12 protein-coding genes, 1 pseudogene and 2 other annotated features are annotated in these 15,322 nt (G+C 34.5%); of the genes and pseudogenes, 11 read left to right on the forward strand and 2 right to left on the reverse strand.

What is annotated here, in order from left to right; genetic code table 11:
* Positions 1–56: 56 nt before the first annotated feature.
* From JFU54_RS26670 to JFU54_RS26680, 3 genes and pseudogenes are all read left to right on the forward strand, one after another.
* Positions 57–788 carry a Bax inhibitor-1/YccA family protein gene (locus tag JFU54_RS26670; protein ID WP_002127140.1) on the forward strand — a complete coding sequence of 244 codons (732 nt, stop codon included), beginning with the start codon at positions 57–59 and terminating at the stop codon, positions 786–788.
* Between the two features lie 94 nt (positions 789–882).
* Positions 883–1,136: pseudogene (locus JFU54_RS26675) on the forward strand (DUF4318 domain-containing protein).
* 161 nt (positions 1,137–1,297) lie between these two features.
* Positions 1,298–1,636, forward strand: coding sequence for a single-stranded DNA-binding protein (locus JFU54_RS26680; protein ID WP_002141572.1), 339 nt, complete (start codon positions 1,298–1,300; stop codon positions 1,634–1,636).
* Positions 1,637–1,685: 49 nt separating this feature from the next.
* Here JFU54_RS26680 and JFU54_RS26685 read toward each other — a convergent pair whose 3' ends face one another.
* Together JFU54_RS26685 and JFU54_RS26690 are read right to left on the reverse strand one after the other, a co-directional pair.
* Positions 1,686–2,276, reverse strand: coding sequence for a TetR/AcrR family transcriptional regulator (locus JFU54_RS26685; protein WP_002136037.1), 591 nt, complete (start codon positions 2,274–2,276; stop codon positions 1,686–1,688).
* 144 nt (positions 2,277–2,420) lie between these two features.
* A complete protein-coding gene (locus JFU54_RS26690; RefSeq protein ID WP_201067086.1) occupies positions 2,421–3,554 on the reverse strand; it encodes an FAD-dependent monooxygenase in 1,134 nt (377 codons plus the stop codon).
* Positions 3,555–3,811: 257 nt separating this feature from the next.
* Here JFU54_RS26690 and JFU54_RS26695 point away from each other — a divergent pair, with 257 nt between their 5' ends.
* The 8 genes from JFU54_RS26695 (at position 3,812) to JFU54_RS26730 (ending at position 14,952) form a co-directional block, all read left to right on the forward strand.
* Positions 3,812–4,939: a conserved virulence factor C family protein gene (locus JFU54_RS26695; protein WP_201067089.1), complete on the forward strand. Its 1,128-nt coding sequence runs from the start codon at positions 3,812–3,814 to the stop codon at positions 4,937–4,939.
* Positions 4,940–4,942: 3 nt separating this feature from the next.
* Positions 4,943–5,326, forward strand: a complete 384-nt coding sequence (locus tag JFU54_RS26700) for a thiol-disulfide oxidoreductase DCC family protein (RefSeq protein ID WP_201067091.1) — start codon at positions 4,943–4,945, stop codon at positions 5,324–5,326.
* A gap of 82 nt (positions 5,327–5,408) precedes the next feature.
* Positions 5,409–5,843 (forward strand): BrxA/BrxB family bacilliredoxin, encoded by a 435-nt coding sequence (locus JFU54_RS26705; protein WP_002012568.1) that lies wholly within the window; start codon positions 5,409–5,411, stop codon positions 5,841–5,843.
* 49 nt (positions 5,844–5,892) lie between these two features.
* Complete coding sequence (locus JFU54_RS26710) at positions 5,893–6,669, forward strand: class I SAM-dependent methyltransferase (protein ID WP_201067099.1); 777 nt, start codon at positions 5,893–5,895, stop codon at positions 6,667–6,669.
* A 40-nt stretch (positions 6,670–6,709) separates the two neighbouring features.
* Positions 6,710–6,924, forward strand: a binding site (T-box leader).
* Positions 6,925–6,969: 45 nt separating this feature from the next.
* The gene (gene argS, locus JFU54_RS26715; RefSeq protein ID WP_201067105.1) at positions 6,970–8,658 is read left to right on the forward strand and encodes an arginine--tRNA ligase; all 1,689 of its coding nucleotides are present in this window, start codon (positions 6,970–6,972) and stop codon (positions 8,656–8,658) included.
* A 134-nt stretch (positions 8,659–8,792) separates the two neighbouring features.
* Positions 8,793–9,134, forward strand: a complete 342-nt coding sequence (locus JFU54_RS26720; RefSeq protein ID WP_002127167.1) for a DUF2085 domain-containing protein — start codon at positions 8,793–8,795, stop codon at positions 9,132–9,134.
* Positions 9,135–9,485: 351 nt separating this feature from the next.
* A complete protein-coding gene (locus JFU54_RS26725) occupies positions 9,486–10,364 on the forward strand; it encodes a class I SAM-dependent methyltransferase (RefSeq protein WP_201067320.1) in 879 nt (292 codons plus the stop codon).
* Between the two features lie 379 nt (positions 10,365–10,743).
* The gene (locus JFU54_RS26730; protein ID WP_201067111.1) at positions 10,744–14,952 is read left to right on the forward strand and encodes a bacteriocin-processing peptidase family protein; all 4,209 of its coding nucleotides are present in this window, start codon (positions 10,744–10,746) and stop codon (positions 14,950–14,952) included.
* A gap of 98 nt (positions 14,953–15,050) precedes the next feature.
* Positions 15,051–15,289, forward strand: a binding site (T-box leader).
* The last annotated feature ends 33 nt before the right edge of the window (positions 15,290–15,322 follow it).

A 15,322-nucleotide genomic window follows, 5' to 3' on the forward strand; every position in this document is an offset into this window, starting at 1 on the left:
AAAAGTAAAGAGAAAAACTTTACACTATTGGTAGAACCTATTTTAGGAGGGAAAAAATGAGAACATCTAATCCAATGTTGAAAAAAGAGGCATTCCGTAAAGAGGGAGCAAATACTTCTGCGATGACTATTGGCGGAACAGTAGGCAAAACGTTTATCATGCTTATCTTGCTGCTTGCAACGTCTGTCTATTCATACATACAGATGACGCAAGGTACGATGAAAATGCCAGTATTAATTGGTGCTTTAGTTATTGCGGCAATCGTTGCATTTGCATCTATCTTCTTCCCGCGCATATCACCAATTGGTGCACCGATTTATGCGGCAGTAGAAGGGGTAGTGTTAGGAAGTATTTCAGCAGTTTATGCAATGAAATTTCAGGATTCTATCGTTTTAAACGCTGTATTACTAACAATCTCAATTCTATTTGCGATGTTAGTTTTATATGCAACACGCGTAGTGAAGGTAACTGATAAATTCCGCACAGGTGTTATGGCAGCAACAATGGGAATTATGGTTATGTATTTAATCGTATTCTTATTAAACATGTTCGGTGTTTCTGTTCCATATATTCACCAAGGTGGAACAATTGGTATGATCATTAGTGCAGTTATTATTGTAGTTGCTGCATTAAATTTATTACTAGATTTCGATTTAATCGAAAATGGTGCACGTAGCCAAGCTCCAAAATATATGGAATGGTACAGTGCAATGGGTCTAATGATGACGCTAGTATGGTTATACTTAGAAATTCTTCGTTTCGTTTCTTACTTTACGAAAAATGACTAATAAAAAATCCTGCATGAAATGTGCAGGTTTTTTTATTTTTAAAGATAAATTGAAAATATGGATGTTGGCGACTTAAATTGAAGGGGGATGGAATATGATGAAAGAGAAAAAGGGATTATGAAAAAACTATTTTCTAAAAGTTTTTTCATAGAACTAGATGACGCTTTAACATATCCATCAGCAGAAGTTATTCGTTCAGCTATTGAAAGCTATGCGGCTAAATGTAATGAACAATTAAAAATTGAGAGTAAAGTTAAACCGATTACTTTCTACTTAGAAAATGTAATGTACCGCGCTGAAATAAAGATGGCCCGCGGAGGATATTACATATCTTGCAGTGAAGTATAATATTTTTGGAAACCTTACATGTTTAAACTATGTAGGGTTTCTTTTTTTGATTTGTAAGATATAAAGTAATAATTTTTGCTTACAAACATATCATTTTGCGCTTTTTACCCTTCCAACATTTTTCTTTACAATGAAGAAAAATATGTGAGGTGGTATAACTTATGATGAATCGGGTTGTATTAATCGGTAGATTGACAAAGGAGCCAGAATTATACTACACAAAACAAGGTGTCGCTTATGCACGAATATGTGTTGCGGTGAATAGAGGTTTTCGAAATAGTTTAGGTGAGCAACAAGTAGATTTTATTAATTGTGTTGTATGGAGAAGGTCGGCTGAAAATGTAACAGAATATTGTACGAAAGGCTCACTTGTTGGGATTACAGGGCGTATTCATACGAGTAATTACGATGATGAACAAGGAAAGAGAGTATATAGAACTGAAGTTCTGATTGAGAGCATTACATTTCTGGAGAGAAGGAGGGAGGGGGCATCGCAATAAGATGTAAAGAGTATTAAAAGTTAAGAGGGCTTTGTAGCATAGCCCTCTATTATTTTTGATTGATACCTTCCCAAACAACATCTAACTGTTGATTGAGTATATTTTTTGCATTTGTTTCATTAGAATTTAATAGGGATTGGGACATGAGTGTATAAAAATAAGTACTCATAATAGTAGAAGTGATAATATTTATATCCCATTGACTGTTTAATTTTCCTGTTTCTTTCGCTGCTGTAATAATTGAAGACAAACTTTCTTGTAGCTGTTGTATACTTTTTAATTCATTTTCTACTAAGTAGTTAGATTTAATAATTTCAAAAACAGCATGCTTCATTAATTCTCCATGTCCAGTAAAGCGATCTAGTAAGTCTCCTAAAACAAGTTTGATTCGTTCTTTTGGATGTTCCACATTTTCATACGTTTTTAAACTTTCATTCCATAGTTCAATTTGAGAATCACCTAAAAATAATAATATGTTTTCTTTTTTCGGAAAGTAGTTGAAGAAAGTTCCTTTTGCAATCCCACATGCAGTAGTAATATCTTGAACCGTTACATTTTCGTACCCACGTTCTTGAAAGAGCTGTACTGCTTTTAGGAATATAAGTTCTTTTAATTCTTTTTTTCTCGTTTCTCTAAGCATATAATCGACTCCTAATACAAACAATTATATCTGTTTATTAGAGTATCTCAAATGAAATCTTATTTCATGCCTCCTAATTTTACTGTTTAATACAATTGAAAGAAGGATAGAGAGAATTCCGTTCATACTTTTCGTTGGAGTTTGTCATAAATGAAAACTGTATAGTTCATGTGCTTGCCTATCAGAAATCCATTTCGGAATATGTTTCATTGCTTGGTTTCTTAGTATAGTTAAAGGTTTACTTTCTATTTGCGCCATTTTTCCAACTTTCCACGCAGTGTTTGAGATTTTTTCAATTCTTTCTCGTCTTTTTTGTTCGTATTCTATAAATGCTTGGCGATAGTGGGCATTATTTTTGATGCATTCAGCAAGAATAATAGAATCTTCAATTGCCTGACAAGCCCCTTGGCCTAAATTAGGTGTAAGTGCATGGGCAGCATCCCCAATAAAGACGATGCGTTTGTCAAAAAACTGTTTCATTGGAATAATGTCTACAATATCACGATGAATCATATCAATGTCAGAGGCGTTATTTAAAATAGATGGGATGGGGTTATGGTAAGTTTTGAAATGATTATACAAATCTGCTGTTGTGTAATCCTTGTATTTGGGATCTCTAGCTTTAGCGTTTATGAGCGCATACCAGTATACTTCGTTGTTTGGGAGAGGGACGATACCAAATCTACCGTTTGTTCCCCAAGTTTCAATAAAATCGTTTGTTAAAGATAGACTATGAGCTGGAGTTACGCCGCGCCAACACGTATAACCGGCATAACGATAACCGTCACTTTGTGTTACTTGTTTTCGAACGACAGAATGAATACCATCTGCAGCAATGAGTATATTGCCGAGTGCTTCACTACCATCTTGAAATAATATTTTTAAGGCGTTTTCTTCATTTTGTTCTATTTTTACGCACTCTTTTCCCCATTCGACAGTACCTTCTTGTAGTTCGGAAAGTAGCAATTGATGTAAATCTTTTCTATGAATGGAGTACATTTTTGGATAACAAGCTGGAATGGTCAATTTACTAAATATAGTTCCTTTTTCGGATACAAGGTTAAAACCGTCACTTTCGTTGCCAAATTTTTTTATTTGCTCAGAAATTCCGTATGGTTCAAGTGCTTGCATCGCATTTGGGGCAATGATAATACCTGCACCAGCAACAGTAGTTTCAATATTTTTGTCATATACTTTTACATCTAATCCTATTTTTTGTAAGGAAATTGCTACACAAAGACCAGCAATACCACCACCTATAACCATGAAATTATTCATTTGTTATCCCTCCACAATTAAGTGACTTAACTCATAAAATGACCATGGTCATTTTATGAGTTAAGATTAATACCTTTTTTTGTTATTGTCAATTAGACTTTTAACTATAGTTCCGGAACGATTAGGTGAAAATAGAAATAATTGAAATTCTAAAAATGTAGAAGAGGAATTAGTAAAATTAAGCATCCGAGTAGGAGTATAGAGGGATAACATGTTACAATACAGCTAAGAACACGCAATAAAGGAGAGTTTTTTACGTGAAGATTAAAGCAATTGAACCGACGCCAAGTCCAAATACAATGAAAGTTATTTTGAATGAAGTATTACCATCAGGAGCGCGTAATAATTATACAAATGAAAATAAAGAACAAGCACCAGTGCAAGTGCAAGAAATTTTGAAGATTGAAGGCATTAAAGGTGTGTATCATGTTGCAGACTTTTTAGCAGTGGAGCGAAATGCGAAGTATGACTGGAAAGTTTTATTACAACAAGTTCGTGCTGTTTTCGGTGAAGAAATAGTGGAAGAAAGCGAAGAACAACAACTTTCTCATTTTGGAGAAGTGAAAGTGTTTGTTCAAATGTTCTTTACAATTCCGATGCAAGTGAAGTTAACAGATGGAACCTCAGAAGAGCGTGTTGGTTTACCTGATCGTTTTAAAGAATCAATTATGAAAGTGCAAATGTCTGCACCTAACGTTGTGAAAGAGCGTAAGTGGGTAGAGCAAAGTACACGTTACGGTAATTTTGAAGAAATCGGGAAAGAAGTAGTAGAAGAAATTATTGCTGCTTATTCAGAAGGACGTGTAAATGAAACGGTTAAAGAATTATTAAACCAGGCAGGTGCTGTTGAAGTAACGATTCAAAAGCGTGAGCCATATAAAGTAACAGAAGAGATGATGAAAGATTCTGACTGGAAAAACCGTTTTGCAGCTTTAGAACAAATGGATCCAACGGAAGAAGATATGATGGTATTGAAAATGGCATTAGATGATGAGAAAGTATCTATCCGCCGTTTAGCAACAGCTTATTTAGGTATGGTAAAAGGTGAAGGAGTATTGCCGTTATTATATAAAGCGTTATTAGATCGTTCAGTAAGTGTTCGTCGTACAGCAGGAGATTGCTTATCAGACGTAGGTGATCCAGCAGCGATGTTCGTTATGATTAAATCTCTGAAAGATTCAAGTAAATTAGTACGCTGGCGTGCAGCAATGTTCTTATTTGAACTTGGTGATGAAAGTGCAATTCCGGCACTAAAAGCAGCAGAAGATGATCCGGAGTTTGAAGTGGCGATGCAAGCACGTTTAGCTTTAGAACGTATTGAAGGCGGCGAAGAAGCAAAAGGATCAGTATGGAAGCAAATGACGGAGTCTCGTAAAGGGGAATAGTTTATGATTGTTTTCTATGATAGTTGGTGCCCGATGTGTACGGCGGTTGCAGAACGTACGAAAAGATTAGATAAAAAGGGTAAGATGAAATTTGTTTCATTTCGAGATGAAGATGTAGTTGAGAAGTATGAACTTTCTCAAAAATTACAAAGTAAGATGGAACAAAGATTGTATATTTTTAAAAATAATAAGTGGTATGACGGAATTCATAGCATTAACGTATTAGCAAAGGCCGTTCCATCTTATTGGTTTGCAGTACCTTTTATAAAACTATCTATCGTACTTGGATTTGGAAGTAAAGTATACGATTATATTGCCAACAATAGAAAACTTGTCCCAGTTGGACACTGTCGTGAAGGGGTTTGTGAAATCCCTACAAAAAAATGAAATCATCGTTATCTTTCTTTTGCACCTATTAATAGAGCGTGATATGATAAATTTGGAATGAAAGTTGAAGGAGAGATACAAGATGTCAAATGCATATGAAGAATACATGCGTCAAATGGTAATTCCAATGCGCCAAGAGTTAGTGCGTTCTGGATTTGAAGAGTTAACTACAGAAGAAGCTGTAACAGAATTTATGGAGAATGCATCAGGTACAACTTTAGTAGTTGTAAACTCTGTTTGTGGTTGTGCAGCTGGTTTAGCACGCCCATCAGCAGGTCAAGCGGTTGTACGTGCTGAAAAACAACCTGATCATCTTGTAACTGTATTTGCAGGTCAAGATAAAGATGCTACTGTAAAAATGCGTGAATACTTCGGAGAAATTCCTCCATCTTCACCATCTATGGCATTACTAAAAGGAAAAGAAGTTGTTCACTTCATTCACCGTCATGAAATTGAAGGCGCAACAATGGACGAAATTATTACAAACTTAGAACAAGCTTTCGAAAAGAATTGCTAAAGTAGGGGGAGAGTGAATCTCCCTCTTTTCTTTATATAGAGGTGAAAAAATGATAGTAACAACAGCAGGAAGAACAAATAAAGAAATGAAAGATTATGCAAACAAGGTAGCAGCAGAATTAAATCTTTCTTTCGTTAAACGTAATGACATACCAGTACATAAACTGCATGAGCAGTATGAACAAGATGTACTTGTCGTAGGGAAAAATCGATTAGCCATTTATCCAAAAGGTACGGAAGAGTCGTTTTTCTTTCATCCAAACTCAGCGATGTTTCGTGTGAAAAGGTTAATGCGCGGAGAACATGATCCATTTATACAAGCAGCTAAATTAGAGAGCGGAATGACAGTATTAGATTGTACGCTCGGTATGGCATCAGATAGTATTGTAGCTAGTTATATCGTTGGTGAGAACGGAAAAGTAACAGGGCTTGAAGGAAACGAATATATGGCTTATATCATGAAAAAAGGCTTGCAAACATGGTCTTCATTCGTTTCTGAAATTGATGAAGCAATGCAACAAATCGATGTGAAGCAAACGGAGCATTACGCATTTTTAACACAATGTGAAGATAATAGTTATGATGTCGTTTACCTTGATCCGATGTTTGAAGAAACTGTCATAGAATCAGATGGAATTAAAGGATTAAAACACTTCGCTTTGTATCATGATATTACTGACGAAACAATTGCGGAAGCGAAGCGTGTGGCGAGAAAGCGTGTCGTTCTGAAAGATCATTTCCGTAGTTCTAGATTTGAAAAACATAATTTTCAAGTATACAAAAGAAAAAGTGCTAAGTTTCACTTTGGTGTAATTGACCCTTGCTAATTGTTTGAAAAGATGTATAATAAGCAATAATTAATTAAATATACTGTCTGTGATGAAGAGAGTAATCTTTTTCAGAAGGAAAGCGAGCTAGGGATGGTGTGAGCCTAGTGCAGAAGAAAAAGATGAAGCGCACTTCGGAGACGCTTCTTGAACGAATAGTAGAGTAAGCCGAGGCCCCCTGTCCTCGTTATAAACGGGAAAGTGGTTCGAAATGAACAACAAGGGTGGTACCACGGGTTAAAACTCGTCTCTTTTTTAGAGACGAGTTTTTTGTGTTTTAAAAAATAAGGAGGTTATAGTATGAATTATAAAACGCAGTTTGCGAAAAGTTTATCGAATATTTTTACGAATGAATTAACAAAAAATCAAATTTTAGATTTAATCGAAACACCAAAACAAGATGAATTCGGAGATGCAGCGTTCCCATGCTTTTCACTAGCGAAGCAATATAAAAAATCACCAGCTATTATAGCGAAGGAATTGGCGGAGAAATTAAATGATCCGTTCTTTACGAAAGTAGAGGCTGTGGGTCCTTATGTAAATGTCTTTTTTAATCGTGAAACAGTAAGTGATAAAGTATTAAAAACGATTTTAGCGGAGAAAGAAGAGTACGGTCAAAATCACTTTGGATGTGAAAAAACGGTAGTTATCGATTATTCCTCTCCTAATATCGCGAAACCTTTTTCAATGGGGCATTTACGTTCTACAATGATTGGTAATTCGCTGAAACATATCGCCGAAAAATGTGGGTATGAAGTTGTCGGAATCAATTATATTGGCGATTGGGGCACGCAGTTTGGAAAGTTAATTACTGCATATAAAAAATGGGGAAATGAAGAAGTTGTTAAAGAGGATCCAATTCGTGAGTTATTTAAGTTATATGTTCAGTTTCATGAAGAAGCAAAAGAGAACAAAGAACTAGAAGAAGAAGGACGATCATGGTTTAAAAAACTAGAAGAAGGAAATGAAGAAGCAGTCGAACTTTGGAATTGGTTCCGTCATGAGTCTTTAAAAGAATTTTCTCGTATTTATGAACTTCTCGGTGTGGAATTTACAAACTTTCAAGGAGAAGCTTTCTATAACGATAAAATGGAAGACTTTATTGGGATTTTAGAAGAGCACGATTTACTTGAAGAATCAGAAGGCGCATTAGTCGTTAATTTAGAAAAAGAAGGTATGCCGCCATGCTTAATTAGAAAATCAGATGGTGCAACTATTTACGCAACGCGTGATTTAACAGCGGCATTGTATCGTCAAAACACATACGAATTTGATAAAGCGGTATATGTTGTAGGCCCAGAACAAAGCTTACATTTCAATCAATTTTTCACTGTATTAAAAAAGCTTGGTTATGACTGGGTCGATGGTATGGAACATGTACCGTTCGGGTTCATATTAAAAGATGGTAAGAAAATGTCGACACGTAAGGGCAGAATTATTTTATTGGAAGAAGTGTTAGAAGAAGCTGTTGCGCTTGCGGAACAAAATATTGAAGAGAAAAATCCGAATTTAAAACAAAAAGAAGAAGTGGCAAAACAAGTCGGTATTGGAGCAGTTATCTTCCACGATTTAAAAAATGAGCGTATGCATAATATCGAATTCTCATTAGAAAATATGTTGAAATTTGAAGGAGAAACAGGACCGTATGTACAGTACACACATGCGCGTGCCTGTTCAATTTTAAGAAAAGAAAGTGTGGAATTTGAAACGTGTACTTTTGCATTAAAAGACGATTACAGCTGGAGTGTAGTAAAATTACTCAACAAATTCCCGCAAGTAATTGAAGCAGCCTTCAACAAAAATGAGCCATCTATTATTTCAAAATACGTATTAGATGTAGCACAAGCGTTCAATAAATATTATGGAAATGTTCGTATATTGGAAGAGAGCGAAGAGAAAGACAGTAGACTGGCATTAGCTTACACTGTGACGGTTGTATTAAAAGAGGGATTACGTTTACTTGGGGTGGAGGCACCTGAGGAGATGTAAATATGAAAAGAATTATTATGAACTTAGTAATAAACTGACAAACCGGGTCTAGTATGAACCTGGTTTGTTTTTTTATTGGATATATAATTTTTTTGCAAAATCAATTAAAATATTTTTAGAGAGGGTGATTCATATTGATTCGAACTTTTATTTTACAAATTCCTTGTCATAGAAGATCGGAAAGAAGTTTCCTTAAACTACAAAAATACATACCTTTATGTGCGCGTTGTACAGGCATGCTTATCGGTATTTTAATGTTTCCAATTTATTTTTATATGACACCTTCGTTTCTGCTTGCAATAATACTATCATTTTCCGCTCAAATTCCGTTACTTATTGATGGATTCACCCAAAAATGGAAATGGAGAAGCAGCACAAATTTACTAAGAGTAACGACCGGTTTATTAAGCGGTAATGGTATGGGGCTATTTATTGCCTCTAGCATTATATGGATAACATCTAAAAGCATATATTAACGGAAGGAGAACTTTACATGTTTTGGATTTACTCAGTTCTAATTCTTATTTCAGGAGGAAGCGGGATTAGTTTTCTCATTCATGAAAGAAATATAGAAGCAATAATTGCTTTTGTTATTTGTACAATATTTATTGTGTTACTCTATTTTCACCTAAAAAGAAATGACGAACATAGAAACTGTGATTGCAGTACATTAGCTTGTACCGATTATACTGATTGTAATTGTTAAATTATGCGAGTGGAAAAGTTAGTGTATCATTTAAGGTATACTAGCTATTTTTATTAGAAGTGTAGGAATGTGACTATTAAATGGAGAACTTTAGTTTTGTATATAAAAGGAGGTGTTGGACCTGAAAGAGTATGATTGGAACAGCAAACTAACATATTTAAAAAATACGAGAGATTTATATTACAATGACGATTATTTAAGTTTTTTAGTAAATACAGTTTGGAAGATTTATGAACCGGTACATATTGTTGATTATGGTTGTGGATATGGTTATTTAGGCTTAGTTTTGTTGCCATTGCTTCCAAAGGGATCAAAGTATACAGGCATTGATAGCGGGGAAGCATTAATAGCTGAAGCGAGAGAGTTGTTTCGTTCGCTTCCATATGAATCAGAATTTATTGAAGGAGATGCTACAGAAATTGAATTGGAAAATAAATATGATATAGCAATCTGTCATGCCTTCTTATTACATATGAATTCACCCAAAGCAATGTTGCAAAAAATGATAAATTCGATTAAGGAGGGCGGACATGTTATTTGTTTTGAACCACATTGGATTTCTAATATGTCCTCATACACGCTAGACGGATTAATTCAATCGGAAATTATCCAGCTTGGTGTTTTGCAGAAGTTATTTGAAGAAGATGTACACAGAAGTGGTAGAGATGGCAATATTGGCATGAAAATACCAATGTATTTAAGTGAATTAGGTGTTAAAAATATTGAATGTAGAGTAAGTGATAAAGTGAATTATTTAGATTCTAATTTAAATCAAAATGATAAGCAAGGATTATATAATTCTCTAAAAGAAGAGGGGATTGCTAGTAATCCAGGTGAAAAACAACAATTTATAGACCGTTTAATGAGTCGGGGCTTAACATTTGCTGATGCACTCGCTCAATATGAAGCAGAACTACGATTTTTTGAAATGTTTCATATACATGCATCTTTAGTATATGCTCCGAATATGAAAATTACATTTGGTGAAATAAAGAAGTAAATATCATATTAGAAAAGTAAGGGAGAAGGAGAATTGCTACATTTCTAATATGGATAGGTTATCATTATTATCAAGATTTTTCGGTGAATCGATATATCTTATCAAATCGTTAATATAATTTCATCCACTGAATGAAGGCTCAAAAAAGAAGATAAAACCCATCTTCGAATAATACATGTTATTTCATCAAATTAAACAAAATAACGAGAAAAAGTATCGTTTTTAAGATATTTAGTTATAAACTTGAATAATATTAAATAATATCGTTCATTATATGAGGTTTTAGTTGAATGCATACTATATGATGTGTAAAATCTAAGCAAGTAGGTTAGAATACTGCTTGCAAATGGCAGTATAAATAATAATTTGAGGTGAATGCATGCTAGATTTTAAGCAATTAGAGATTTGTTTGAAAGAAAAGAGATTCGTAGATGGATTACATGAGATAAATAATGAAATTGCGCATATAAAAGAAACGAATAAGTTATCATACGTGAAGAACTGGCTTTCTAACGTCTCGTCACCTAAGGAGTTTGATACATTAATTCGTCTTGCTGATGAAGGTTTGATGCATCAATATAGCTCCTTTTTAATTCGTTATACTTATAAAAAATTCCCAAATATGAGAACGCTCTCTTTATATTGTGATGAATTAATTGATGAGCGTAAAATCCTTGATGCTGAACAATTGTTAAAAGCTTCTTTGGAAAAGGTAAATGAAGAGGAAACTGATGCGGATGTTTTAACGAAAGCATACTTTACGTTAGTTAGATGTTTGCTAGATATGAAGCGAAATGAAGAGGCCTATGCCTATATGCAAAAGGCGGAAAAATATAGTACGCGTGCAGTTTTTGATAAATGGGGTTACTTATATATACAGACTGGTGAGTGGGAGAAGGCAGAGGAACAACTTTTATTCGGTCAGCAGCATAAAGATTGTGAAGAGTTAGCTACGTACTTATTGGCGCAATTATATGCATATAAAGGTGAACAGCAGCGAGCGTTACAACTCATTAATGATGCGATTGCAAAGTTCCCTCAAGTACCATATTTCTATTTTGAAAAAGTAAAATATTTATTAGATTTAGAGCGCTATGAAGAAATGTTAGCGGTAATAGATAAAATCAATCATATGCTTCCGCATCATGCATATACAACTTATTTTATACATTTACGTGCAGAAGCATTTTATAAAATGAATAATATTCACGATTTGCAAGCACTATTGAAAAGTGAAAAGAGTTTGAAAAATTCTCTATATCATCATATAGAAAAAAATCCTGATGGAAAAAAGGTTCGTTTACCGATAGTTCCGGTTGTACAAAAGGATAACTATTGCGTTCCGACAAGTTTGGAAATGATGTTAGGGGTATGGGGAGAAAAACGTACGCAAGATGAAATTGCACAACATATTTTTGATGTAACAGGTTCTAAGTTTTCAGATACAGTTACATATATAGAAGAGCAAGGTTACGAATATCGTTATTTTCAAGGGAATGAGGAAAATTATAAGAGATTACTCAATCAAGGTATTCCCGTTTTATTAAGTATAGATATTGAGCACGCTTCCCATGTACAAGTGCTTTCTGGTTATGACGATGTACTGCAAGCTTTTTATATTCAAGATCCGAATTTCTTGGAACCGATTCTTGTGGAATATGATAAGTTGCAAGAAAAATATCGTTATACAGATTGTTTAGCTATTACGTTTATACCAAAAGATAGAATGGAACAACTTTCATTTTTAAATGAGGAAGAACACACTTATTATAAAACAATCTTTTCTCTTACAGATCATTTAGGTGAGCAAGATAAAGAGGGAATTGAAAAGTTAGTACTATTTTTAAAAGAAACAAGTGAAAATCCAAACACTTGGTTATATACGATTAAACATTTAGATGCTGAAGTAGATAAAGATTTTATTCAGTTTTGTATAGAAAAATTAATGAAAAAGTTTCCGAGCTCTGACTTTGTGAAATTGCATAGTGCACAGTGTTTTATTCGTCTGCAGGATATGGAAAAAGCAGGACAGATGCTTCAAAGTGTGGAGAAGAAAAGCAATCAAGCGTTGTATCATTTTATAAATGGACGTTATTCTTTTGAGCAAGATAATTATGCAGAATCGATTGCTAGTTTTCGTTCATCATTACAATTGGATGCAGATCAACCAGTTGCGTGGAGTTTCTTAGCATTATCATACATGTATATGGATCAATCCGAAAAGGGGCTAGAGTATTCTCTAACAGCTATAGAACGTAGTCCAGAAAGGTTTACACTTGTAAATCACGGTTTAATTTTAATAGATTTAGAACGATATGAAGAAGCATATGGATTCTTTAATGATTTATTAAAAGAATATAAATATGAAGCGCACATATGGTATGAACGTGCAAGATGTGCTCAGTATTTAGGGAAAGTGTATTTGGCGGTAAAAGGACTTAAAGTGGCGATTCAATTAGATAAAACAGCAGCCTATTTATATACGAAGCTTTCGGAAATCTATGAATCGGATTTGGATGATGAGAAAAATACGAAGGAAATTCTATTACAAGGAATTCAAAATTGTGAAGATCAGGCGTCTTTATATGTTCGTTTAGGAGATTTTCATTTTCAAAATGATGAAATTGAAGAAGCGGAAACTATATATAAGCGTTCTTTAGAAGAAAATAATGAAGATGTATATTCTCATTTCGGTTTAATTCAAGTTTATATGGCAAAGGAACAATATAAGGATGCAAAAAACTATATTGTCAGTATTAATAAGCAATTTGAAGACAATCAAGATTTCCTTATGAATGCTGGTATGGTGTTATGGGATGCTGAAATGGCATTAGGTGAGGATGAAAAAGAGTTAAAACTTGCACTTTCTAAATTAGAGAACGGTATACGAAGCGTATACGCTAATATAGCGAGCGTGTTGGATGAGTATGTAAATCGAATAAAAGACACAGCTTTTGTGCAACGAGGCATAGCATTTTTAAGAACGTTAGAAAAAGAAAAAGAAAAAGAGGATGTAATTGAATACGGTTGTTACGCAGGTGTTTTATATGAATCTATTGGACAGTATGATCAGGCGATAAAACGGTATAATGATGCACTTAAGAAAAAACAAGATTCATTGCCGTATTTCCGTATCGGTGAAACATTCATGGCGTTAGGGCAATTTCAAGAAGCGAAGCATGCGTATGAAACATGTTTAGAAATGGATAAGAACTTCTTAGGTGTACATTTGCAGCTTGCTGAAATATACGAAAAAGAAGAGAATCGTTCCAAAGAACAAAAGCATATGGTCCAGGCGATGAAAGAAGAACCAATGCATATAAATATGGAATATTTAGCGCAGCTTTCAGTAGAAATGAATCTTCAGGAAGAATTGCTAGTTGAACTAGAAAAATTGGAGGAAGAAGTTCCTGAAACATGGCGTTTAGATGCGATTGCATACGTGTTTGGCGCGATGAATGACATAGATAAAGAAAAAGAATATATCGAATGCGCAATGAAAATAGATGAAGCGCATGTGGAAGTACTATATCATTATGCGAAATTGCTAGTTAAAAAGCAGAATGCAGAAGCAATCGAAGTTGCGCTGAAAGTAATGCATAAAGATTTGGAAAGTGAACGTATTTTTGGTGTGTACGTAAAAGCAATGGAACAACATAAAAAATTATCCCAAATACGAGACGTACTTCATACGCTAAAGGTGAAAAAAGCAGAAAGAAGTACAGCGTTTATGTATGCAGCTACTGCGGTTGCCGAAAGATTAGTAGAAAGGCAACAAAATGAGCAACCGAAAAAATCTATATTTACAAGAGCATTTTATCGTATGAAAAATCGTGCGAAGGAAATTTCAATGATTACAGTTATTATTGATTTATTTGAAATCTCCTTAAAGTTAAATCCGAAAAATAGTATGGCAGCGCAGCGTTTCGCAATATTTTATGAGAATGCGGCGATGAATAAAGAAGCTATAGAGGTTTTACAAACATCGTTAGAAAATAAGTGGGATTATGATGTAGCGAAGCAACTTGTAAATCTTTTCATTGAGTGTGAGGAAGAAGCTATGTTACGAGATGCTTTGGAATTAACGAAACAAATGGTTCGAGAGCTACCGGATGATTATGATACTCTTCTTTTACAAGCGAGTGTATTATGTAAGCTAGGCGAAGAAAGAAAAGCCGAAAAAATTTACTTGCAATTAATTGAGAAAACACCATTTGTAAGTAGAGGATTCCTTGCTTTAGGGGAAATGTACCAAAGTCAAGAGAGGTTTGAAGAGGCGATTCATTTATTAGAAGGTGCTTCTGTGCATCATCCGAATGAAACGGCAATTCTTCTTGCTTTAGCATCTTCGTATCATAGAGCTGGGCAAACGGCCAAGGCAGAAGAAATAACAAGTGAAATATTAGCAATTGATGCTACTGACTTGTTAGCAAGATACGATCATGCTTGTTATTTAACAACATTAAACAGAAATGAAGAGGCAAGAGATGAACTTGAAATTGTGCTTCGTGAAGATGAAACAGGATTTTTCGCTGAACTTGCAGAGGAAGATGAAGATTTAGCAGGATTGCGAGAATTTGAAAAGTAATTGTATAAGAATAGAGAAAAAGGGTATAAATAAAAATATATTTCGAATTAGTTGACAATTAATTGTTTAATGGCATAAAATAACTTTTAATAAAGTATACAAATCTGAAGACGAGAAAGAGTAAAATAGTGAGCTGTTCTCCAGAGAGCCGGTGTATTGCTGAAAGCCGGTGTGCAGACGTTATTTGAAAATCATCTCCGAGGAGCCGTGGCTGAATAAAGTAAGCTCGGACGGATGTCTACCGTTACAAAGAACGCGTATGTTAGTACGTTGCTAAGTGCTATTAGTGAAAAGCTAATAGAATTAGGGTGGTAACGCGGGTAAACCCGTCCCTACTTCATAGGGGCGGGTTTTTTGTGTGCTTTTAAAA

Origin of the sequence: Bacillus sp. TH19, from assembly GCF_016651075.1 — a bacterium.
Taxonomy (GTDB): Bacteria; Bacillota; Bacilli; order Bacillales; family Bacillaceae_G; genus Bacillus_A; species Bacillus_A mycoides.

Bases quoted from the DNA above. Each gene is read 5' to 3' on its own strand.
- JFU54_RS26670 (WP_002127140.1), top strand. From the start codon at position 57: ATGAGAACATCTAATCCAATGTTGAAAAAAGAGGCATTCCGTAAAGAG.
- JFU54_RS26680 (WP_002141572.1), top strand. From the start codon at position 1,298: ATGATGAATCGGGTTGTATTAATCGGTAGATTGACAAAGGAGCCAGAA.
- JFU54_RS26685 (WP_002136037.1), bottom strand. From the start codon at position 2,276: ATGCTTAGAGAAACGAGAAAAAAAGAATTAAAAGAACTTATATTCCTA.
- JFU54_RS26690 (WP_201067086.1), bottom strand. From the start codon at position 3,554: ATGAATAATTTCATGGTTATAGGTGGTGGTATTGCTGGTCTTTGTGTA.
- JFU54_RS26700 (WP_201067091.1), top strand. From the start codon at position 4,943: ATGATTGTTTTCTATGATAGTTGGTGCCCGATGTGTACGGCGGTTGCA.
- JFU54_RS26705 (WP_002012568.1), top strand. From the start codon at position 5,409: ATGTCAAATGCATATGAAGAATACATGCGTCAAATGGTAATTCCAATG.
- JFU54_RS26710 (WP_201067099.1), top strand. From the start codon at position 5,893: ATGATAGTAACAACAGCAGGAAGAACAAATAAAGAAATGAAAGATTAT.
- argS (WP_201067105.1), top strand. From the start codon at position 6,970: ATGAATTATAAAACGCAGTTTGCGAAAAGTTTATCGAATATTTTTACG.
- JFU54_RS26730 (WP_201067111.1), top strand. From the start codon at position 10,744: ATGCTAGATTTTAAGCAATTAGAGATTTGTTTGAAAGAAAAGAGATTC.